A 23,640-nucleotide genomic window follows, 5' to 3' on the forward strand; every position below is an offset into this window, starting at 1 on the left:
TTTATGACTATGCAATTCAAAACCTGGTTTTCAAAAATATTAGTTTTGGTCACCGCACTTTTTGCGGTGCAAGCAGTAATGGCAGCAGATAGCCCTTATGAATTAACTAAACAAGCTGCAGAGAAATTATTCTCTGATCTTAAAGCTGAACAAACAAAAATTAAATCAAATCCCAACCATTTGCGCTTAATTGTACGCAATGATTTAATCCCTTATGTACATGTGAATTATGCAGGTTCATTGGTATTAGGACCTTATTTTAAATCAACAACACCAGAACAGCGCGAGAAATTCTTTGCGGCCTTTGAAAAATATATCGAACAAGCTTATGCACAGGCTTTAACATTGTATGCAAACCAAGACATTCAAGTTCAAAAAGAGCAAGTGGAAGGCAATACGGCGAGTGTGCTTGTCAAATTGTTACCGACTTCAGGCAATGAAACGTTAAATATTACTCTGTTATGGCGTAAGAATAGTAAAACAGGGAAGTGGCAAGTTTACGATATGATTGCCGCTGATGGCTTGAGTATGGTGGATAGTAAAAAAGTAGAGTGGAGTGGGGTGTTACGTAAAGAGGGGATTGATGCCTTAACCATTCAAGTAGAAAAAGCTGCGGCAGCCCCTGTAGTGATTAAATAATTTAAGATGACAGTAGAAAAACAAGCCCAGACCAATGTAAAACTGACGTGGTCGGCAATACAAAATAATGATAAAATTGCTCTCCAGCTTGCTGGGGAGCTTTCTCGTAATACGTTGTTGCCTCTTTGGAATGAATGGAAAAGGCAGCAACGTTTTGCTGTTTTAAGTACCGTGCACATGGCGAATCATGTTATTGAATGGGATCTTTCATCATTAATACGTATGGATTCAGCAGGCTTTGCGCTATTTAGCGAATTATTGCATGACATACAAAAAATAGCGACATCACAAAAAATAATAAATGTGCCGGATGAACTGATTACACTGGCTGAATTATTTGATTTAGGTGACTGGTTAAACTCTTTTATTGATTAACGGAACATACAATGGAACCAATAGAAATTGAACGTATTTTAAAAGAATCTTTACAACTTGATGAGGTTTATGCTCAAGGGGAAAATGCCCATTTTGGGGTAATTGTTGTGAATGATGATATTGCGGCGTTATCACGTGTTAAGCAACAGCAAACTATTTATGCTCCTTTAATGCCTTATTTTGAAACCGGAGAAATTCATGCGTTGACCATTAAAACCTATACCAAAGAAAAATGGAAAATGGATCGTATGTTAAATGGAATGAACTAATAAAAGGCAAGGGGAATAAAAAATGGAAAAGTTTCGTGTTTATGGTCAATCAACACCGTTGAGTGGTGAAGTGCAAATTTCTGGTGCAAAAAATGCGGCACTTCCGATTCTTTTCGCTGCGATTTTAGCGGAAGAGCCGGTGAAATTAACCAATGTACCTGAATTAAAAGACGTTGATACCACGTTTAAAATTTTGAGACAACTTGGTGTAACCGTTGAACGTGATGAAAATAAAGCGGTATTAATTGACGCAAGTAAAATTGATCATTATGTTGCGCCTTATGAACTGGTAAAAACGATGCGCGCATCAATTTGGGCTTTAGCACCGTTATTAGCGCGTTTCCATGAGGGGCAGGTTTCATTACCAGGTGGTTGCACAATTGGTGCTCGTCCTGTGGATATGCATATTTCGGGTCTAGAAAAAATGGGCGCGAAAATCGAACTCGATGAAGGTTATGTTAAAGCCACAGTAGATGGGCGTTTGATCGGTACACGCGTATATATGGATAAAGTGAGCGTTGGCGCAACTTTATCCGTAATGATGGCGGCAACATTAGCTAATGGAACGACTGTGATCGAAAATGCCGCTCGTGAACCAGAAATCGTGGATACGGCAGATTTCTTAAATAAAATGGGTGCGAAGATTTCTGGTGCAGGAACAGATATGATCACAGTTGAAGGGGTAGAACGTCTTACTGGTTGTGAACACGCTGTCGTTGCGGATCGTATTGAAACAGGGACATTCTTAATTGCAGCGGCAATTTCCGGCGGTAAGATTGTTTGTAAAAATGCCAAACCTGACACCATGGATGCCGTTCTTGAAAAATTACGTGAAGCCGGTATGGAAGTGAATGTGACAGCAGATTCTATTAGTTTAGATAGTCATGGACAACGTCCTAAAGCAGTGAATATCCGCACCATGCCTCACCCCGGTTTTCCAACGGATATGCAAGCACAATTTACGTTACTTAATGTTGTTGCTGAAGGAACAAGTAAAATTACCGAAACGATTTTTGAAAACCGTTTTATGCATATTCCTGAACTTATTCGTATGGGGGCGAAAGGTGAAATTGAAGGCAATACTGCCTTAATTCATGGCGTTGAAAAATTATCGGGCGCGCAAGTAATGGCAACAGATTTACGTGCGTCAATCAGCTTAGTACTCGCAGGTTGTATCGCAAATGGCGAAACCGTTGTGGATCGTATTTATCATATCGATCGTGGTTATGAGCATATCGAAGAAAAACTGCGTGGGCTTGGTGCTAAGATTGAACGTTTTAGAGAAACCGGCGAAGAGTAATGGGTTTAATATGAAAATGGCGGATTAATTCCGCCATTTTTATGGTTAAACATTATTCATGATTTAGGAATAATTTCTTTGCCCAAATATCGCCGTACCAATTCGTACCATAGTAGAACCACAAGCAATCGCTGTATTCATATCATCAGACATTCCCATGGAAAGTGTATCAATTTGTTGATTTGGACAAGCGGCTTTTAATTCCTCAAATAAGGCTTGCATCGCACTCAGTGCTTTTTCTTGTTCTGCCATATTATCTGTTGGAGCAGGGATTGCCATCAAACCACGTAAACACAAGCGCGGTAGATTTTCAATATGTTTAGCTAAGGCTAGCATTTCTGTAGGCGGAATACCCGATTTGCTACTTTCATCGCTAATATTAATTTGAATTAGTACATTTAATGGCTTTTTATAAGCCGAACGCTGTTCATTTAAACGATCAGCAATTTTTGTACGATCAATGGTTTGCATCCAATCAAAATATTCTGCCACTAAACGGCTTTTATTCGATTGTAACGGGCCGATAAAATGCCATTCTAACTCAGGATGTTTATCCGCAAAATATTGAATTTTCTCTATACCTTCTTGCACATAATTTTCACCAAATGCGATTTGCCCTGCGTCAATGGCTTCTTGAATAGCTTCTACGGGCTTAGTCTTAGAAACGGCTAATAATTTCACCGCACTTTGTGGGCGTTGGGCTTGATGACAGGCGGCTTGAATTTGTTGGTGGATGGTGGCCAAGTTATCTTTTATTTGCATAATTATTTATTTATCTTTATATTTAAATTGTCCTGATAAGGATGTATTTTAGCTCAATTATACTATGACGAGTAGACAAACAAATAGGTAACTTATGAAAAAAGCACTTTTAACACTTGCTTTAGTTGCAGCAACAGGTACAGCAGTTGCACACATGGATAAGCCAAATACAACAGAAGGCTTAAAAATTAATGTACAATTATTAGATCCTGTAAAGGGTAATCAAGATGTTGGTTTTGTGTCAGTCACGGAATCAAAATATGGTTTAGTGTTTACTCCTGAATTAAAAGGTTTAACTGCAGGTGTTCACGGTTTCCATATTCATGAGAACCCAAGCTGTGATGCTAAAGAAAAAGACGGCAAGTTAACTGCTGGTTTAGCTGCAGGTGGTCACTGGAATCCTAATGGTGCCAAAGCACATGGTTTCCCATGGTCTGATGAAGCGCATTTAGGCGATTTACCCGCGCTTTATGTGGATGCAGAAGGCAATGCGACTCATCCAGTATTAGCACCACGCTTAAAATCATTAGCGGATATTAAAGGCCGTTCAATTATGATTCATGCTGGTGGTGACAACCATTCTGATGAACCAAAACCATTAGGTGGTGGCGGTGCAAGAATGGCTTGTGGCGTAATTAAATAAGACAAAATTGATTAAAATAAGCATGAAAATCAAACTTCATGCTTATTTTTTTATTTTCTATTTGACAACGACATAAAATCTAGGTATTTATAACAACATTAGTTTCAATAAAGAAAATACTATGAATTTTAACCGCACTTTAACTACCACCATTATTATGATTACCATGACGTTGTCTGTGGCGGGGTAGTGCGAACAAAAGAATACCAAGAGACCCGCACTTAAGCGGGTTTTTTTATATGCCGATTTAGCAAACTCAACAAATTTTAAGAAGGAAAATATTATGCGTGTACTTAAATTCGGTGGCACATCGCTTGCCAATCCAGAACGCTTTTTACAAGCAGCAGAGCTGATTGAAAAAGCCCATTTAGAAGAACAGGCGGCAGGTGTGCTTTCAGCTCCGGCTAAAATTACCAATCATCTCGTCGCGCTTTCTGAAAAAGCCAGCCAAAACCAACCTACCGATAGCCATTTCAATGACGCAGTAGAAATCTTCTACAACATTATCAATGGATTACACGCCAAAAATAACAACTTCGATTTAGCCGGTACAAAAGCGTTAATTGACGCAGAATTTGCTCAAATTGCAGATTTGTTAGATAACATTCGCGCTGCCGGTAAAGTGGAAGATGCGGTAAAAGCGACCATTGATTGCCGTGGTGAAAAATTATCTATTGCCATGATGAAAGCGTGGTTTGAAGCCTGTGGGTACAATGTGACCGTGATTAATCCAGTGGAAAAATTATTGGCATATGGTACTTATTTAGAAAGTAGCGTGGACATTGCAGAATCGACTAAGCGAATGGATGCCGGTTCTATTCCAAAACAGAATGTGGTTTTAATGGCCGGTTTTACCGCAGGTAATGAAAAAGGAGAGTTGGTTTTATTAGGTCGCAATGGTTCGGATTATTCGGCTGCTTGTTTAGCGGCTTGTTTAGGCGCAAGTGTGTGTGAGATTTGGACGGATGTGGATGGTGTGTTTACTTGTGACCCACGTTTAGTGGCTGACGCACGTTTATTGCCACACCTATCTTACCGTGAAGCCATGGAATTGTCTTATTTTGGGGCAAAAGTGATTCATCCACGTACAATCGGTCCATTGGTTCAAACAAATATTCCGTGCTTAATTAAAAATACAGGCAACCCAAGTGCGGCCGGCTCTGTAATTGATAGCGATGAAAATGCGTCTGAAGAATTACAGGTTAAAGGCATTACTAATTTAGATAACGTTTCAATGTTTAACGTTTCAGGTGCCGGAATGCAAGGTATGGTAGGAATGGCAGCACGCGTATTCTCCACGATGTCGAAAGCAGGCATTTCAGTGATTTTAATTACCCAATCTTCATCCGAATACAGTATTAGCTTCTGTGTCCCGGCAAAATCTACAGAGCTTGCTTTGGATGTGTTGAATGCAGAATTTGCCCATGAACTACAAACAGGCGACTTAGATAAGGTTGAAATTATTCGTGAATTGTCAATTGTATCTGTTGTCGGTGATGGTATGCGTTCAGCGAAAGGGATTGCAGCACGTTTCTTCTCATCCTTAGCAGAAGCTAACATCAGCATTGTAGCGATTGCACAAGGTTCATCAGAACGCTCAATTTCTGCAGTTGTACCAATGAATAAAGCGATTGAAGCGGTCAAAGCAACACATCAAGGGCTATTTAACAATAAAAAGTCTATTGACGTCTTCCTTGTTGGCGTAGGGGGCGTTGGTGGGGCTTTGATCGAGCAAATTAAACGCCAAAAAGAATTTTTAGCGAAAAAAGATATTGAAATTCGTGTTTGTGCTTTAGCCAATGCAGATCAAATGTTACTCAATGAAAACGGCTTAAATTTAGATAACTGGAAAGACGATTTAGAGAATGCGATTCAGCCATCAGATTTTGATGTGTTGTTGTCTTTTATTAAGTTGCATCATGTGGTGAATCCTGTTTTTGTTGATTGTACTGCGGCGCAATCTGTTTCTAATCTTTACGCGAGAGCATTGCGTGAGGGTTTCCATGTGGTTACACCGAATAAGAAAGCCAATACAGGTAGCTTTGCTTATTATCAAGAATTACGCCAAGCTGCACGCCAAGGTCGCCATAAATTCTTATATGAAACCAATGTGGGAGCAGGTTTACCTGTGATTGAGAATTTACAAAATTTACTGGCAGCAGGGGATGAAGTCGAAAAATTTGAAGGTATTCTTTCAGGTTCGTTATCTTTCATTTTCGGTAAATTAGAAGAAGGATTAACGTTATCTCAAGCGACCTTTATTGCGAAAGAAAAAGGCTTTACCGAACCTGATCCGCGTGATGATCTCTCAGGTGCTGATGTGGCTCGCAAGTTGTTAATTCTTGCGCGTGAAACAGGTTTACCATTGGAATTTGAAGATATTGAGGTGGAAGGTGTATTACCTAAAGGTTTTTCTGAGGGGATGAGCAAAGAAGAATTCTTGAAAATTTTGCCGGAAGTGGATGCTGAATTTAATAAGCGTGTTGAAGCAGCAAAAGCGGAAGGTAAAGTGTTGCGCTATGTGGGCTCAATTAATGGTAGCAAATGCCGTGTTGCGATTGAAGCGGTAGATGAAAATCATCCGCTCTATAAAGTGAAAGATGGAGAAAATGCCCTTGCATTCTTAACGCGTTATTACAGCCCGATTCCATTATTATTACGTGGTTATGGGGCGGGTACTGATGTGACTGCCGCAGGAATTTTTGCAGATATTCTCCGCACTTTACAAGGAGGCGCGTAATGAGTTTACGTATTTATGCCCCTGCATCAAGTGCCAATATTAGCGTGGGTTTTGATACGCTTGGTGCAGCAATTTCCCCCATTGATGGCTCATTGTTAGGTGATGTGGTACAAATTGATGATATTGCAACTGGTTTTGAATTGGAAAGTGCGGGCTATTTTGTGCGTAAATTACCAAAAGAACCACAAAAAAATATCGTTTATCAGGCCTATGTATTATTTAGTGAACGTTTTAAATTACGTGGTGGGAATATTAAACCGTTACGTTTAACCCTTGAAAAAAATATGCCGATTGGTTCAGGGCTTGGCTCAAGTGCTTGTTCGATTGTAGCAGCATTGGTAGCATTAAATCAGTTCCATAATGAACCTTTTTCTAAAATGGAATTATTAGAAATGATGGGGGAATTGGAAGGGCGAATTTCAGGTTCAATTCACTATGATAACGTTGCGCCTTGTTATTTAGGTGGTGTGCAATTAATGGTGGAAAGCCTTGGTAATATTAGTCAAACCTTACCGTTTTTTGATAACTGGTATTGGGTGTTGGCTTATCCCGGTATTGAAGTGTCAACAGCAGAAGCTCGTGCGATTTTACCAAAAAGCTATACACGCCAAGATGTGATAGCCCATGGTCGTCATTTAGGTAGTTTTGTACATGCTTGCCATACCCATCAAGAAGTCTTAGCTGCACTTATGATGCAAGATGTGATCGCGGAGCCTTATCGTGCACAGTTGTTACCTAACTTCGCGGAGGTGAAACAAGCTACTCGTGATTTAGGTGCGTTGGCAAGCGGTATTTCAGGCTCTGGCCCAACGATGTTCAGCATTGCTCCTGATTTACAAACCGCGATGAAGATAGAAAACTATCTTGAGCAACATTATCTACAAAATAACGAAGGTTTTGTGCATATTTGTAAAGTGGATAATGCAGGCGCACGGGAATTAGCGTAAAATACCCCAAAATTTAACCGCACTTTACCTCAAAGTGCGGTCTGTTTTACTAAAGATTGGAAGACAAATATGAAGTTATACAACATTAAACACCCAGAAGAACAAGTTAATTTCTCGCAAGCGGTACGCCAAGGTTTAGGTAAAGATCAAGGTTTATTCTTTCCTGAAACTATCCCAACCTTAGATAATATTGATGAATTATTAGCGTTACCATTAGTTGAACGCAGCCAAAAAATCTTAGGGGCAATTATCGGTGATGAAATCCCAACAGATAAATTAAATGCGATGGTAAAAAACGCCTTTACTTTCCCTGCGCCCGTGGAAAAAGTCGAAGAGGGTGTTTATGCCCTTGAGTTATTCCATGGTCCAACTCTGGCGTTTAAAGACTTTGGCGGTCGTTTTATGGCACAAGCCTTAGCCGCTGTGCGTGGTGATGGCAAAATTACCATTTTAACCGCCACATCAGGCGACACCGGTGCAGCAGTGGCGCATGCGTTTTATGGCTTGGAAAATATTGATGTGGTAATTTTGTATCCAAAAGGCAAAATCAGCCCATTACAAGAAAAATTATTCTGTACGTTAGGCGGTAATATTCGCACTGTGGCGATTAACGCAGACTTTGATGCTTGCCAAGCCTTAGTGAAACAAGCCTTTGATGACGCAGAATTACGTCAAGCTATCGGTTTAAATTCAGCTAACTCCATCAATATCAGCCGTTTATTGGCACAAATTTGTTACTACTTTGAGGCCGCAGCACAACTCAGCCCGGCTGAGCGTCAAAATTTAGTGGTTTCGGTACCAAGTGGTAACTTTGGTAATCTAACCGCAGGTTTAATCGCCAAAACCTTAGGTTTGCCGATCAAACGCTTTATCGCCTCAACCAACGCCAACGACACGGTTCCGCGTTATTTGAAATCAGGCGAATGGTCGCCAAATGCTACCGTTGCCACCCTTTCTAACGCCATGGATGTGAGCCGTCCGAACAACTGGCCGCGTGTGGAAGAGTTGTTTAAACGCAATGGATGGGGGTTATCTGAGCTAGGTGCGGGGGCATTGACTGATGTTGAAACGGAAGAGGCATTAAAAGCTCAGTATGCTAAAGGTTATTTGTGTGAGCCACACGGTGCAATTGCTTATCAAGTATTAAAAGATCAATTACAAGCTGGCGAGACAGGCTTATTCCTTTGCACCGCACACCCAGCGAAATTTAAAGAAAGCGTTGAGCGTATTTTAAATATCGAACTACCATTGCCGGAAGCCTTGGATAAACACAATAAATTACCATTGCTTTCAGATGAAATGGACGCGGATTTTGCACAATTACGTGCTTATTTGTTGAAATAATCAACCATAACGGGTGGGCTTGCCCCACCTTTTTTATTAAGGAATTTTTATGATCATTGTTTACGGCATTAAAAACTGCGACACCGTGAAAAAAGCCCTAAAATGGCTGGCGGATCATCAGATTGAACACAAACTTCACGATTACCGCGTGGACGGCTTAGGCCCGAATTTTTTAACGCAAGCGGAAAACCAATTCGGTTGGGATAACTTGGTGAATAAGCGCAGCACCACGTGGCGTAATTTGGATGAGAATATCAAAAAAACACTCGACAAACCCACCGCACTTCGTGTGTTGGCAGAACAGCCGACCTTGATTAAACGCCCGATTATTCTACAAGATAACATCGCATTGATTGGGTTTAATGAAAAAGACTATGCAGAAAAATTAAAATAATGAAAAACGAAATTATCAATCTTGCACAAAATTTAATTCGTCGTCCATCTATTTCCCCTGATGACCAAGGTTGTCAGCAAATGATCGCGGAACGTTTGGCAAATTTAGGTTTTGAAATCGAATGGATGAATTTTGGTGAAACCACCAACTTATGGGCAAAACATGGTTCAACTAAGCCTTTAGTTGCATTTGCGGGGCATACGGATGTGGTGCCAACCGGGGATGAAAGCCAATGGCAATATCCGCCTTTTAACGCAGAAATTGTGGGCGATATGCTCTATGGACGTGGGGCAGCAGATATGAAGGGTTCTCTTGCGGCAATGATTGTGGCGGCGGAAGAATATGTCAAAGCCAATCCTAATCACAGCGGAACCATTGCATTTTTGATTACCTCTGACGAAGAAGCCGCTGCCAAAGACGGCACAACGAAAGTAGTGGATGCCTTAATGGCACGTGGCGAATTGATTGATTATTGTATGGTGGGCGAGCCGTCAAGTAGCCAAACTCTTGGTGATATTGTGAAAAACGGTCGCCGCGGTTCTATTACAGGCAACCTTTATATTCAAGGGATTCAAGGACATGTGGCGTATCCGCATTTGGCGGATAATCCTGTGCATAAAGCCGCGCCTTTTTTAACAGAATTAACTCAATATCAATGGGATAAGGGCAATGAATTTTTCCCACCGACCAGTTTGCAAATTGCCAATATTCAAGCAGGCACAGGCAGTAATAACGTGATCCCTGGGGAACTTTATGTGCAATTTAATTTGCGTTATTGCACGGAAGTCACCGATGAAATCATTAAAAATAAAGTGGCGGAAATGCTGCAAAAACACGGTTTAACTTACCGAATTGAATGGAATTTATCAGGTAAGCCATTCTTAACTAAACCGAATAAATTAGTGAAAGCGGTGGTGGACAGCCTTGAGCAAATTGTCGGTATTACGCCAAAATTAGACACAGGCGGCGGCACCTCTGATGCCCGTTTTATCGCTTTAATGGGCGGTGAAGTGGTGGAGTTAGGGCCACTGAACGCCACGATTCACAAAGTGAATGAATGTGTCAGTGTGACAGATTTAGCCACCCTTGGCGATGTGTACAAACAAATGTTGGTAAACTTGTTGGATTAATATGACCTTAACTGCGGAACAATTAACCGGCAAGGTGCGTTCGCATCTGGTGAATTTACCTTGTCCCCATTCGCCGAACCATTTTTTACAACCCCAAGCGGCGCGAGCTTTCCTGTCTTTGCAAAAAAGTGCGGTGGAAAATGGCTTTAATTTACAACCTGCCAGCAGTTTTCGCGATTTTCAGCGTCAACAGCTGATTTGGAACGGCAAATTTAACGGCGAACGCAAAGTGCATGATGATCAGGGAAAGGCTTTAGATTTAACCGCACTTTCCGATTGGGAAAAATTGCAGGCGATATTACGTTGGTCAGCGATGCCGGGGGCAAGCCGTCATCATTGGGGAACGGAAGTCGATTTCTTCGATCCTGATTTATTGCCTCAAAATCAAGGCTTGCAACTGGAGCCTTGGGAATATGAACAAGGGGGGTATTTTGCGGATTTAAGCGCGTGGCTGGCGGATAATTTGGAAAAATTTGATTTTGCTTTGCCGTTTATGCAATCCCACAAAACCCTTGAAGTTGGGCGCGAACCTTGGCATATCAGCTATCTTCCCTTGGCAGAAATTGCCGCGCAACAATTCACCCCGGCGATCTTAATTGAGAGTTGGCAGAATGAAGACATTGCCGGAAAAGCATGTTTGCTTACCCATTTAGGCGAGATTTTTCAGCGGTTTGTGTTGTAAATACATAGGAAAAGTGCGGTGAAATTTCACCGCACTTTTCAGACCGATGACAAGCCCTATACGAGCCGTATAGGGTTACTTAATCTGAGCCGCTCTGCGGCTCTTCCTTTCAGCCCCAGCGGGGCTGGGCTTAATGAACCTAGCACGGCTCGTGCTAGGTTATGTCTCAACGATGAGCTTTGTCAGAAATCTGACTTTCGTCTATTATGCCTTTTGTTTTAATCTTGCAAAATCAATGTTTTCAAATATTGATAAATGTCACGATACGCCTTAGGCGGTTTATTTTGTGCCTTTTCTTTTTGCGCGGAACGAATTAAATTGCGCAAGTGTTGGCGATCGGCATTTGGATGTTCGTCCAACAATTTCGCTAAAGCATCATCACCTTGTTCCACTAATTCATCGCGTAACAATTCCAGTTTATGCAATATGGCTTGTTGCTGATTATGCTTGTTTTCGATTTTATCTAGGCTTTCGCGAATATGGTTAATTTCCTCTTCCGTTGCCGAACGAAGTAATTTACCGATAAATTGCAATTGGCGGCGTTTGGCTTCTAAACGAGAACGGCGTGCTAAATTGATGGCATCTAGCAAGGTTTCATCCAGTTGGATTTTATCCAAATTCGTTTGTGTGAGTTCCACTAATTTTGAACCCAACTTTTTTAATTCTTCCGCATCGCGTTTAATTTCGCTTTTGCTCACCCAAATAATTTCTTCTTGTTCGTCATCAGTCCAATCTAATTCAGGCTTTTTGCCACGTTTTTTCATTCTTTCAAATCCTATTTATTCAAATTTTGCGCCATTTTAGCAAATAAGCTACAATGCGACAAATTTTCAGGTAGGGCGAATAGGCGAAGCTACCAAGTCGTATGGATTTAAAGGAAAAATGGTCAAAACAGAACAACATTCAACCGCGCTTTTAAAAGTGCAAGAACAAGAATTACGTGAAGCCGTGAGCTATGCCGTTGAAATTGCCACTCAAGCAGGTGCAACAGCCGAAGTGGCGGTAACAAAAGTCAGCGGATTATCCGTTTCAACCCGTTTGCGCGAAGTGGAAAACGTGGAATTTAATAACGATGGTGCTCTAGGCATTTCCGTTTATTTAGGGCAGCAAAAAGGCAATGCGTCAACCTCTGATTTAAGTCCGGCAGCCATTAAAAATGCTGTGGAATCAGCGTTGGCCATTGCGAAATATACTTCAGCGGATGATTGTGCGGGGCTTGCACCAAAAGAATTAATGGCATTTGATGCCCCTGATTTAGAGTTATATCACCCTGCAGAGATTGACGTGGATCAAGCAATTGACTTGGCGTTGCAAGCGGAAAGCGCAGCATTAGATTATGATAAGCGTATCGTAAACAGCAATGGCACCAGTTTTAATTCTCATCAAGGTGTGCGTGTTTATGGCAATAGCTATGGAATGTTGCAAAGCTATTTATCCAGTCGTTATTCTATTTCTTGTTCGGTATTAAGCGGCGCGGATGACCAACTTGAGAGCGATTATGAATACACGGTTTCACGGAACGTCACAGCGTTAGAAAGTCCAGAATGGGTCGGGCACAACGCTTCGCAAAAAGCCATTGCGCGTTTAAATCCGCAAAAAATCGCAACCCAAGAAAGCCCGGTCATTTTCTTGAACGATGTGGCAACGGGATTGATTAGCCATCTAGCGGCAGCGATTAGCGGCGGCAGCCTGTATCGTCAAAACAGCTTTTTGTTAGATCATTTAGGCAAACAAGTGTTACCGGATTGGTTTGAAATCAATGAACATCCGCACTTAATCGGACGTTTAGCCTCAACGCCTTTTGATAGCGAGGGCGTTCGTACTTCAGATAAAGCAATCATCAAAGACGGCGTTTTGCAAACCTATTTACTCACCAGTTATAGTGGCAAAAAATTAGGGATGCAAAGTACAGGGCATGCCGGTGGGATTCATAACTGGTTAGTAAAACCGAATTTGCAAGGAAAACTCACCGCACTTTTACGCCAAATGGGAACAGGGTTGTTGGTCACGGATTTAATGGGGCAGGGCATTAATATGGTGACGGGGGACTACAGCCGTGGTGCTTCTGGTTTTTGGGTGGAAAATGGTGAAATTCAATATCCGGTTTCTGAAATTACTATTGCAGGGGATTTGAAAACCATGTTGCACAATATCGTTGCAGTGGCTGATGATATTGAACATCGTTCAAATATCCAAACAGGGTCTATTTTGCTTGAAAATATGAAAATTTCAGGGAATTAGAGACGGTTTGTGCTTCATAAAAAGATCGCTTAAATGCGGTCTTTTTTATTTGTTATTAACAGAATGAAGTCCGTTCATTTTTTAGCAGGCGAGGTAAAAGATAAATAAAAAAGGAAGCCTTGCGTTGCTTCCCTTTGATGTTCTATGCTTTTTATAAAATACGGCGAGATTGAGTATAGGTTCTTGCCCAATAGTTTTCATCTAACGAGCTAATGGTTACCCCTTGGCTAGTGCTTGCGTGCATAAATTTATTATTGCCAATATACACCCCTACGTGGCTATTCTTGCGGAAAAATACGAGATCCCCTTGTTGTAATTGATGTTTTTGGATTTGGCGACCAAGATAACGTTGTTCACTGGTTGAACGCGGGAGTGACATGCCAAACGCTGCCGCAAAAGTTTCTTGCATAAAGGCAGAACAATCAATACCTTGGCGAGTGGTTCCCCCCATACGATAACGTGTTCCAGCCCATTGGTTATACACTTTCGCTAAATTTTGAACACCCGCTTTTGATGAGGTTGAAGTGATTAACGGGAAATTTGGGCGGTTCGTTTTTAATGTTCCAATCAATGCCGTCAATTCAGCATCGTTTTGCGTCATTTCTGACGCAGAACCACCACCTGCTTGCTTCGGTGAAGCCGAACAAGCCGCTAAAAATAATACACTTGTTAATAGAATAACTTTCTTAAACATAATATAAAAAATAAAAATATTTTGATAAAAATAAACTCGACCGAGAGTCTATCAAAAAAATACTGGTAAAACCACCTTTAATTTCATTTTTAAGCACTTTTTGTGATGAAAATCACATTTTTATGCAGATTTTTTCCCTTTGTGAGATGTTGCTCTGCATAATTATGCAAAATCACAAAATGAATAAAAAGAAAACCGCACTTTTATCGCATAAAAGCGCGGTTATATTTTAGTTTATTTTAGCGATTATTTTTTCTTCGCTTTAGGGTTAGGTAAATCTGTTACCGAACCTTCAAAGACTTCAGCAGCTAAACCTACTGACTCATGTAAAGTTGGGTGAGCGTGGATGGTTAACGCAATGTCTTCTGCATCACAACCCATTTCAATGGCTAAACCAATTTCACCTAACAATTCACCCGCATTAGTCCCCACGATAGCACCGCCAAGAATACGGTGGGTATCTTTGTCGAAGATAAGTTTCGTCATACCATCTGCACAATCTGAAGCAATCGCACGACCTGAGGCTGCCCAAGGGAATGTTGCCACTTCGTAATTCAAGTTTTCCGCTTTACATTCTTTTTCAGTTTTGCCGACCCAAGCTACTTCTGGTTCAGTGTAAGCAATAGATGGGATTACTTTCGGGTCAAAGTAATGTTTTTTACCGGCAATGACTTCTGCTGCAACGTGACCTTCATGTACACCTTTATGCGCTAACATTGGTTGACCCACAATATCACCAATCGCAAAAATGTGTGGCACATTGGTGCGCATTTGTTTATCGGTACGGATAAAACCACGTTCATCAACAGCAACACCTGCTTTTTCTGCGTCAATTAGTTTGCCGTTTGGTGTACGACCAATCGCTACTAACACAGCGTCATAAACGCGCGTTTCATTTGCCGCTTTGCCTTCCATGGAAACATGAATACCGTCTTCTTTGGCTTCAACGGCGGTCACTTTGGTTTCTAAAAGTAGGTTGAATTTTTTCTCAATGCGTTTGGTGTAGATTTTAACGATGTCTTTATCTGCGGCAGGGATCACCTGATCAAACATTTCAACCACATCGATTTGTGAACCTAACGCGCTATATACCGTTCCCATTTCTAAACCGATAATACCACCGCCCATAACAAGTAGTCTTTTTGGAATTTCACGTAAAGCAAGGGCATCCGTTGAATCCCAAACACGTGGATCTTCGTGTGGAATAAATGGTAATTGGATTGGGCGAGAACCTGCCGCGATAATGGCGTTATCAAATTTAATCGTTGTTGCATTACCTTCGCGATCGGTTGCCACTAAGGTATGGCTATCGGCAAACTTCGCTAAACCTTCAACTACATTGACTTTACGCATTTTTGCCATACCGGCTAAACCGCCTGTTAAACGGCTTACTACGCCATCTTTACCCGCACGAATTTGGTCTAAATCAATGGTTGGCTCGCCAAAAACAACACCGTGATGTTCAACGTGTTTTGCGTCTTCAATGACTTTCGCTACGTGTAACAAGGCTTTAGATGGAATACAGCCTACGTTTAAGCAAACACCACCTAATGTTGAATAACGTTCCACTAAAACCGTATCTAAGCCTAAGTCTGCACAACGGAATGCGGCAGAATAACCTGCCGGACCTGCACCAAGTACAACAACTTGTGTTTTAATTTCTTTGCTCATTTTTCTTCCTTTTCTCAAAATGTGCGGATTTTTCACCGCACTTTTGCCATTAATTACATAACTAAACGGCGTAAGTCAGATAATACACCATTAATGAATGTAATGAAACGAGCGCCATCTGCACCATCAATGACACGGTGGTCATAAGACAATGATAATGGCAACATTAAACGTGGGGTAAATTCTTTACCATTCCATACCGGTGTCATTTCTGATTTTGACACACCAAGAATCGCTACTTCAGGCGCATTCACGATAGGGGTAAAGTGTGTACCACCAATACCACCAAGGCTTGAAATGGTGAAACAACCGCCTTGCATATCGGACGCCGTTAATTTACCTGCTCGGGCTTTTTTCGATACTTCCGCTAATTCACGAGAAAGCTCAATAATGCCTTTTTTGTTTACATCTTTAAATACAGGAACTACTAAACCATTAGGCGTATCAACTGCTACACCAATGTTGATGTATTTTTTCAAGGTCAAGCGTTGCGCATCTTCTGAAATTGAGCTGTTGAAACGTGGATATTGTTCTAAGGCTTTTGCCACCGCTTTCATAATAAACACAAGCGGTGTGACTTTCACATCTTGTTTCGTTTTTTCAAGCAAGGCATTTTGTTCTTTACGGAATTGCTCAAGCTCAGTAATATCCGCTTTATCCCATTGGGTAACATGTGGAATCATCACCCAGTTACGATGTAAGTTTGCACCTGAAATTTTTTGGATTCGACCTAATTCCACTTCTTCGGTTTCACCGAACTTGCTGAAGTCCACTTTTGGCCATGGTAATAAGCCTAAACCTGCACCATTTGCCGCACCGGTAGCTGCCGCGCCACTCTCAAGTGCTTTAAGAGCGTTTTTCACATAGTCTTGAACGTCTTCTTTTAAGATACGACCTTTTCGACCAGTCCCTTTTACTTTATCCAAGTTAACACCAAATTCACGTGCTAAACGGCGAACAACAGGGGTTGCATGAGCATAACTATTGCTTGCAGCTACGGTATCTTGATTGACTGGTGCTAAAGATTGAGCCGGCGCAGATGCCGCTGATGCTTGAGTCGGTGCCGGTGTTGAAACAGGTGCTTGAGTAGGTGCTGATGCAACTTGAGCCGGTGCAGAACCTTGTGCTTCAAAACGCATAATTAATGAACCGGTTGAAACCTTATCGCCTGATTTCACTAAAATTTCTTTTACCACACCTGCAAATGGTGCTGGCACTTCCATTGACGCTTTATCGCCTTCAACGGTAATCAAAGATTGCTCTTCTGAAACGGTGTCACCCACTTTAACCATGATTTCAGTAACGTTTACTTCATCGCCACCGATGTCCGGAACATTCACATCTTTCACGACAGCACTTGTAGTTGCCGGTGCAGATTGTTCAACAGGTGCTTGAACCGCAGGTGCTGGTGCGCCTGTTTCAAATTTCATAATCAATTTACCCGTTGAAACTTTGTCACCTACCGCAATTAAAATCTCTTTCACGATACCTGCGATTGGCGCAGGCACTTCCATTGAAGCTTTGTCACCTTCAACATTGATAATAGATTGATCAACTTCAACGCTGTCGCCCACTTTAACCATAATTTCAGTGACGTTTACTTCATCGGAACCGATATCAGGTACGTTGACTTCCACGATCGCTGAGGCTGTTGCAACTGGTGCCGGTGCTGCTTGAGCCTGCGCTTCTGCTACAGGTGCAGAACCTGCTGCTTCTAGTACGAACATTGGCGAACCTGTTGTTACTTTGTCGCCGACTTTTACTAAAATTTCTTTTACTACGCCAGCTTCAGGGCTTGGTACTTCCATTGAGGCTTTGTCACCTTCAACATTGATAATGGATTGGTCAACTGCAACAGTATCCCCAACCTTAACCATGATTTCTGTTACACTGACTTCATCAGCCCCGATATCCGGTACATTAATTTGTTTTGACATTTTGGTAATCCTTCTTGTAAACGGACAGGGATAAACCCTGTCCCTACAAATATCTTTTATTCGTAGGGCGGATTTTATGCCCGCCCGATTTTGCAAAATTTTATAAATTTTTTACCGTTTTTATTATGCATATAACGGATTAATACGATCTACATTCAAGCCGAATTTCGTAATGGCGTCTGCAACCACTTGAGTGGTTACTGTGCCTTCTTTCGCTAATTGCGATAATGCAGCTACAACAATGTAACGTTCATCCACTTCAAAATGTTCACGTAAGTTTGCACGGCTGTCTGAACGACCGAAACCGTCCGTACCTAACACATGGTAGTGTTGAGTTGGTACGAATGCACGAATTTGATCTGCATAAGCTTTCACATAGTCGGTTGCTGCGACAGTTGGAAGATCCGCTAATACTTGTGCAACATAAGGAACACGTGGTGTTTCAGTTGGATGTAATAAATTCCAACGCGTTGCATCATTACCATCACGACCTAATTCATTGAATGATGGAGCAGAGAACACATCTGCAGTAATACCATAGTCATTAGCAAGAATACGCGCGGCTTCACGCACTAAACGCATAATTGCACCGGAACCTAACAACTGAACGCGACCTTTGCCGTTACCTTCAACGGTTTCAAATTTATAAAGACCTTTACGAATCCCTTCTTCAGCACCTGCCGGCATCGCTGGTTGCTCTGTGATTTCATTTAATGTGGTCATGTAATAGAACACATCTTCTTGTTTTTCACCGTACATACGGTTGATACCATCTTGCATGATCACAGCGACTTCGAAAGCGAATGACGGATCATAGGTAATACAGTTAGGGATAATGCCTGCTTGAATATGGCTATGACCATCTTCATGTTGTAAACCTTCACCATTTAAGGTTGTACGACCCGAAGTACCCCCCACCATGAAACCACGCGCTAATTGGTCGCCCGCCAACCACATCATATCGCCCACACGTTGGAAACCAAACATAGAGTAATAGATGAAGAACGGAATCATTGGTTGATTGCTTACTGAGTAAGATGTCGCTGCCGCAACCCAAGATGAGGTTGCGCCTAACTCATTGATCCCTTCTTGCAAGATTTGACCATCTGTTGCTTCACGGTAGTAAGCCACTAAATCACGGTCTGATGGTACATAAACCTGACCTTGTGGGCTATAAATACCCACTTGACGGAACATCCCTTCCATACCAAAGGTACGGGCTTCATCCGCAAGAATCGGCACAATAGTTTTACCAATATTTTTATCTTTTAATAAAATATTTAATACACGCACAAATGCCATTGTGGTTGAAATACCACGTGGTTGCTCATCAAGTAACGCTTGGAATTCTTCCAATGCAGGAACTTTATATTCCACATCAAATTTTGCACGGCGAGCAGGGACATAACCATTTAAGGCTTTACGTCTGCCGTGTAAATAATTGTATTCTTCAGAGCCTTCAGGGAATTTAATGTATTCCAAGTTTTCCACTTGTTCATCAGTTAATGGTAAATGGAAATGATCACGGAAGCCTTTTAAGCTCTCTAATGACATTTTCTTAGATTGATGTGCGGTGTTTTTACTTTCAGCTTCAGGAATTTTATAGCCTTTAACTTGGTGAACTAAAACCACAACAGGTTTATCTGCTTTTTGCGCACGTTCATAAGCCGCATAAAGTTTTTCAGTATCATGCGCACCACGGCGTAATGCCCAGATTTCATCGTCTGTCATGTCAGCTACTAATGCTGCAGTTTCAGGATAACGACCGAAGAAGTGTTCACGAACATAAGCACCATTTTTAGATTTGAAGGTCAAATAGTCGCCATCAACTACTTCCATCATTAATTGTTTTAATTTACCGGACGTATCTTTTTCCAGTAATTTATCCCAGTTGCTCGCCCAAAGCACTTTAATGACTTCCCAGCCGGCACCGGTAAATAACGCTTCTAACTCTTGAACGATTTTACCGTTACCATGAACCGGACCATCTAAACGTTGTAAGTTACAGCTAATCGTAAAAATTAAGTTATCTAAACCTTCACGCGCTGCAAAACTCAAATCACCTTTAGATTCGATTTCATCCATTTCACCATCGCCTAAGAACGCGTAAACTTTTTGATCCTTAGTATCTTTTAAGCCACGGTTATCTAAATATTTTAAGAAACGCGCTTGACGAATTGCATTCACCGGGCCTAAACCCATTGAAACCGTTGAGAATTGCCAGAAATCAGGCATTAATTTAGGGTGTGGGTAAGAAGATAAACCATCTGCAAAGGCTTCTTGACGGAAGTTATCCATTTGTTCTTCCGTGATACGACCTTCAACAAATGCACGCGCGTAAATACCCGGCGCCGCATGCCCTTGGAAGAACACTAAGTCACCACCGTTTTTCTCAGTAGCACCTTTAAAGAAATGGTTAAAACAAACTTCATACATTGAAGCAGCAGATTGGAAAGTCGAAATATGACCACCTAAATCCAAATCTTTCTTCTGACTACGCAACACCATCGCAATGGCATTCCAACGTACCGCTGAACGAATACGGCGTTCAATTTTGTGGTCACCCGGATAAACCGGCTGTTCAGAGACAGGGATAGTGTTAACATAGGCGGTTGTGGTGCCTGACGGCAAAGAAACACCATCAACACGCGCTTTGCTCATCAATTCTTCAATGATAAATTTTGCACGCTCAACGCCTTCTTCACGAATTAATGAATCAAGTGATTGTAACCAATCTTGAGTTTCGATTGGGTCTACGTCATGGGTTAAGTTTTCTGACATAGTACTTTCCTTTTTAAGTGAGTGAATCAAATGGCTTACAACTTAGAAGCCGCTTAAATCCTAAACAGATAAAATCGAACTTGTTATCTATTTAACAAAATTTTTGAAATTTTATAGAATTTTTTGAGTGAAAGATAGTAAATTTTACTTATTTTTAACAAATTTTTCACGATATAAAGTAAAAGTACCACATATTTCTGATTATGGGCCAGAATGACAGTTAAGAATTGATAGTGATAAAAGACGACTTGAGGACTATATTGCAAAAAGTGCGGTGCAGATCATTTGACCGCACTTTTTGATGGATTAACGTTTCGATTTTTTTATAAATTTCATTAAGCGTTTACGTTTGCGTAATTGGCTTGGCGTTAATTTATTGCGTTTGCCTGCAAATGGGTTGTTACCTTCTTGGAAGAGAAGACGAATTGGTGAGCCGATAATTTTTAAGCTACGGCGATAATAGTTTGATAAATAACGCTTATAGCTATCAGGTAAACGTTCAATTTGGTTGCCGTGTACAACAATAATCGGCGGGTTGTAGCCACCTGGGTGTGCGTATTTTAATTTGATACGGCGACCGCTCATCATCGGTGGTTGGTGTTCATCTGTTGCCATTTGCAAAATACGGGTGAGAATCGATGTTGTCATTTTTTGCGTTGCACAAGCATAGGCTTCACGCACACTATCAAATAAATTTCCCACACCGCTACCGTGTAAAGCGGAAATAAAATGTACACGAGCAAAGTCAATAAAATCAAGACGGCGATCGAGTTCTGATTTTACGCGATCTTTTACTTCTTGATCTAATCCATCCCATTTATTGACCACAATAACTAAAGAACGCCCTGCATTTAAAATAAAACCAAGTAAAGACAGATCTTGGTCAGAAATACCTTCGCGAGCATCAATCGTTAGTAACACTACGTTTGCATCTTGAATGGCTTGTAGTGTTTTAATTACTGAGAATTTTTCAACGGCTAAATGGACTTTTCCGCGTTTACGAACGCCTGCCGTATCAATGATAGTGTAGTGCTGTCCATCACGTTCCATGGGAATATAAATACTGTCACGTGTCGTGCCGGGTAAGTCATAAACAACAACGCGATCTTCGCCTAAAATACGGTTGGTTAGAGTAGATTTACCCACATTCGGACGCCCTACAATAGCAATTTTGATATTTTTATCTTCAGGGGCTTCATTTTCTTCTTCCAGAGCTTCATCTAGCAGAGCAGTGTCATTATCATCAGAAAAATCAAAATCACTATCCCATTCATCTTGCTCAGAATTTTCCGCTTTTTCTTCCGCACTTTCTTCACTCATTTTGGCAGCCAGTGGTGCGAGCACCTCTTCCATAAGTTGAGTGACACCACGACCTTGTGCAGCGGCAATTTGCGCAATATCTCCTAAGCCTAATTGATAGAATTCAGCGCAATGGCTATCAGCATCAATACCATCAGTTTTGTTTGCGACTACAACTGTGGTTTTATTTTGACGTTGGCGTAGATAATGTGCAATTCCAATATCCGCCGGGGTTAAGCCAGCGCGCGCATCGACTAAGAATAAAACGACATCAGCTTCTTCAATAGCGAGCAAAGATTGCTCAGCCATTTTTTCTTCTACACCTTCTTCAGAACCATCGATACCGCCGGTATCAATAACAATAAAATCATAACCGGCAATATTAGCTTGGCCGTATTTACGGTCACGAGTTAAGCCCGGAAAGTCAGCAACAAGCGCATCACGTGTACGTGTTAATCGGTTGAATAATGTGGATTTTCCTACATTTGGGCGACCCACAAGGGCAACGACTGGAGTAGTCATAAAAAACCTCAATAAATTAGAAAAGTTGCACTAAGTTTGCTCATTAGGTGCAAATAAATAATCGCGCATTATAGCGGATTTTCTGTTAGATGAAAAATGAAGACGTAGAAAAAGACAAAAGTGCGGTCAAAAATAGAAAATTCTTGACCGCACTTTTCAGGATTAAAGGCTCGATTTTTTCGTTAAGCCAATATAAATGCAGAAAATGAAACCAATAAGTAATGCATAAGGAGAGTAGTCGCTAATGCCAGCACCAGATGCCGCAAGGCTTAAACGATGCGCTGCAGCAGCCCCAACTAACATCCCTAAAATAAACATACTAGAATTATTATCACCTTCGCCAAGATGAACGAGATGTTTGCCAGGACAACCACCGCCAAGCGAGAAACAAAGCCCACATAGCGCCATACCTAGGAAATTCCAGAACCATTGATTGTGGGCAATAGGTTGTTTTTCAAAACCAAGATTAAATTGTCCTAGCGTATAGTTTGTGATTACAGCAAATACAACTAGTGCAATAACGCCATTTAGTAGCGTTGGGTCTTTGAAAAGCACCATATTACGGAATGCACCAATAGAGCAAAAACGAGATTTTTGCATAAGTACACCCAGCACTAAACCCGCACCAAGAGAAAGCCATAAATTTGCATGTTGCGAGGCAGGACCTTTTTGTGAAAAGTAGAGTGGTAAACCTTCACCAAAACTGAATTGAGTAAGAATGCCTACAAACAGAGCAACAGCAATAATAATAGGCAGAAAACCGAGCACACTTGATTGTTCTTTTGCTCTGCCTAATGAAAAGCCTTTATTAGCAAAAAAGATCCCTCCTAGTACCCCAACAAATAAGCCGGCAATACCCGCGATTGCAGTTAAATCTCCGCCTCCTAAGCGCAAATAAGCACGCCATGGGCAACCTAAAAATACTAAGGCGCCAATCATGGCGAAAAGACCGAGAAAAAATCGGGTGAAAGGAGCGGAACCACCACGCGGTTTGAATTCTCTAGACATTAATGCACTCATTAATGCACCTAAGATTAAGCCAATTAATTCGGGGCGGATATATTGTAATGGAGCGGCTTGATGAAGCCCGACGGAACCGGCTGTATCACGTAAAAAACATGCAGCGCAGAATCCCATATTTGCTGGATTGCCATTGTAGGTTAGAAGTGGAGCAATGATACCAAGTGCAGCACCTGCAACCACAGGCCATTTTGAAATATTCATAATGAAACCCTTGTGATATCGAATGTTAAGATCAAATTGTGTGTTT

General features: G+C 41.4%; 20 protein-coding genes. 12 read left to right on the top strand and 8 right to left on the bottom strand.

What is annotated here, in order from left to right:
• Window positions 1–3 precede the first annotated feature (3 nt).
• The 4 genes from mlaC to murA are packed head-to-tail and all read left to right on the top strand — an operon-like array spanning window position 4 to window position 2,583.
• Window positions 4–639, top strand: coding sequence for a phospholipid-binding protein MlaC (gene mlaC, locus Q0O89_RS02625; protein ID WP_293730219.1), 636 nt, complete (start codon window positions 4–6; stop codon window positions 637–639).
• 6 nt (window positions 640–645) lie between these two features.
• The gene (locus tag Q0O89_RS02630) at window positions 646–1,014 is read left to right on the top strand and encodes an STAS domain-containing protein (RefSeq protein ID WP_293730220.1); all 369 of its coding nucleotides are present in this window, start codon (window positions 646–648) and stop codon (window positions 1,012–1,014) included.
• A gap of 11 nt (window positions 1,015–1,025) precedes the next feature.
• A complete protein-coding gene (locus Q0O89_RS02635; protein WP_293730221.1) occupies window positions 1,026–1,283 on the top strand; it encodes a BolA family protein in 258 nt (85 codons plus the stop codon).
• A 22-nt stretch (window positions 1,284–1,305) separates the two neighbouring features.
• Window positions 1,306–2,583 carry a UDP-N-acetylglucosamine 1-carboxyvinyltransferase gene (gene murA, locus Q0O89_RS02640; RefSeq protein WP_293730222.1) on the top strand — a complete coding sequence of 426 codons (1,278 nt, stop codon included), beginning with the start codon at window positions 1,306–1,308 and terminating at the stop codon, window positions 2,581–2,583.
• 63 nt (window positions 2,584–2,646) lie between these two features.
• Here murA and Q0O89_RS02645 read toward each other — a convergent pair whose 3' ends face one another.
• Window positions 2,647–3,345: a YggS family pyridoxal phosphate-dependent enzyme gene (locus Q0O89_RS02645; RefSeq protein ID WP_293730223.1), complete on the bottom strand. Its 699-nt coding sequence runs from the start codon at window positions 3,343–3,345 to the stop codon at window positions 2,647–2,649.
• 94 nt (window positions 3,346–3,439) lie between these two features.
• On the opposite strand from Q0O89_RS02645, the gene sodC reads away from it, so the two are divergent.
• The 7 genes from sodC to Q0O89_RS02680 all read left to right on the top strand — a co-directional run bounded on the left by sodC (window position 3,440) and on the right by Q0O89_RS02680 (window position 11,225).
• Complete coding sequence (gene sodC, locus Q0O89_RS02650; protein WP_293730224.1) at window positions 3,440–3,988, top strand: superoxide dismutase [Cu-Zn] SodC; 549 nt, start codon at window positions 3,440–3,442, stop codon at window positions 3,986–3,988.
• A gap of 283 nt (window positions 3,989–4,271) precedes the next feature.
• On the top strand, window positions 4,272–6,728 hold the full coding sequence (gene thrA, locus Q0O89_RS02655; RefSeq protein ID WP_293730225.1) for a bifunctional aspartate kinase/homoserine dehydrogenase I: 2,457 nt from the start codon (window positions 4,272–4,274) through the stop codon (window positions 6,726–6,728).
• Window positions 6,728–7,675, top strand: a complete 948-nt coding sequence (gene thrB / locus Q0O89_RS02660) for a homoserine kinase (RefSeq protein WP_293730226.1) — start codon at window positions 6,728–6,730, stop codon at window positions 7,673–7,675. The genes thrA and thrB overlap by 1 nt, the downstream gene beginning before the upstream one ends.
• 69 nt (window positions 7,676–7,744) lie before the next feature.
• Window positions 7,745–9,019, top strand: coding sequence for a threonine synthase (thrC, locus tag Q0O89_RS02665; protein ID WP_293730227.1), 1,275 nt, complete (start codon window positions 7,745–7,747; stop codon window positions 9,017–9,019).
• Window positions 9,020–9,068: 49 nt separating this feature from the next.
• Window positions 9,069–9,413, top strand: coding sequence for an ArsC family reductase (locus Q0O89_RS02670; RefSeq protein ID WP_293730228.1), 345 nt, complete (start codon window positions 9,069–9,071; stop codon window positions 9,411–9,413).
• Window positions 9,413–10,543 carry a succinyl-diaminopimelate desuccinylase gene (gene dapE / locus Q0O89_RS02675; RefSeq protein ID WP_293730229.1) on the top strand — a complete coding sequence of 377 codons (1,131 nt, stop codon included), beginning with the start codon at window positions 9,413–9,415 and terminating at the stop codon, window positions 10,541–10,543. Before Q0O89_RS02670 ends, dapE begins: the two co-directional genes overlap by 1 nt.
• Window position 10,544: 1 nt before the next feature.
• On the top strand, window positions 10,545–11,225 hold the full coding sequence (locus Q0O89_RS02680; protein ID WP_293730230.1) for a M15 family metallopeptidase: 681 nt from the start codon (window positions 10,545–10,547) through the stop codon (window positions 11,223–11,225).
• 218 nt (window positions 11,226–11,443) lie between these two features.
• Here Q0O89_RS02680 and yjgA read toward each other — a convergent pair whose 3' ends face one another.
• Entirely contained in the window at window positions 11,444–11,989 is a 546-nt protein-coding gene (yjgA, locus tag Q0O89_RS02685) for a ribosome biogenesis factor YjgA (protein ID WP_293730231.1), read from the bottom strand.
• A gap of 118 nt (window positions 11,990–12,107) precedes the next feature.
• Between yjgA and pmbA the strand changes: the two genes are divergently transcribed.
• Entirely contained in the window at window positions 12,108–13,466 is a 1,359-nt protein-coding gene (gene pmbA, locus Q0O89_RS02690) for a metalloprotease PmbA (RefSeq protein WP_293730232.1), read from the top strand.
• 151 nt (window positions 13,467–13,617) lie between these two features.
• Here the strand turns inward: pmbA and Q0O89_RS02695 are convergent, their stop codons facing one another.
• From Q0O89_RS02695 to yedE, 6 genes are all read right to left on the bottom strand, one after another.
• Entirely contained in the window at window positions 13,618–14,160 is a 543-nt protein-coding gene (locus Q0O89_RS02695) for an NlpC/P60 family protein (RefSeq protein ID WP_273398329.1), read from the bottom strand.
• 246 nt (window positions 14,161–14,406) lie between these two features.
• Window positions 14,407–15,831, bottom strand: a complete 1,425-nt coding sequence (gene lpdA, locus Q0O89_RS02700; protein WP_115638438.1) for a dihydrolipoyl dehydrogenase — start codon at window positions 15,829–15,831, stop codon at window positions 14,407–14,409.
• Between the two features lie 53 nt (window positions 15,832–15,884).
• Window positions 15,885–17,768, bottom strand: a complete 1,884-nt coding sequence (gene aceF / locus Q0O89_RS02705) for a pyruvate dehydrogenase complex dihydrolipoyllysine-residue acetyltransferase (RefSeq protein ID WP_293730234.1) — start codon at window positions 17,766–17,768, stop codon at window positions 15,885–15,887.
• A 123-nt stretch (window positions 17,769–17,891) separates the two neighbouring features.
• Entirely contained in the window at window positions 17,892–20,549 is a 2,658-nt protein-coding gene (aceE, locus tag Q0O89_RS02710; protein WP_293730235.1) for a pyruvate dehydrogenase (acetyl-transferring), homodimeric type, read from the bottom strand.
• 306 nt (window positions 20,550–20,855) lie between these two features.
• The gene (gene der / locus Q0O89_RS02715; protein WP_293730236.1) at window positions 20,856–22,370 is read right to left on the bottom strand and encodes a ribosome biogenesis GTPase Der; all 1,515 of its coding nucleotides are present in this window, start codon (window positions 22,368–22,370) and stop codon (window positions 20,856–20,858) included.
• A gap of 162 nt (window positions 22,371–22,532) precedes the next feature.
• Entirely contained in the window at window positions 22,533–23,594 is a 1,062-nt protein-coding gene (yedE, locus tag Q0O89_RS02720; protein ID WP_293730237.1) for a YedE family putative selenium transporter, read from the bottom strand.
• Window positions 23,595–23,640: the final 46 nt, after the last annotated feature.

It is taken from the genome of uncultured Actinobacillus sp., from assembly GCF_945915845.1.
Classification (GTDB): domain Bacteria; phylum Pseudomonadota; class Gammaproteobacteria; order Enterobacterales; family Pasteurellaceae; genus Exercitatus.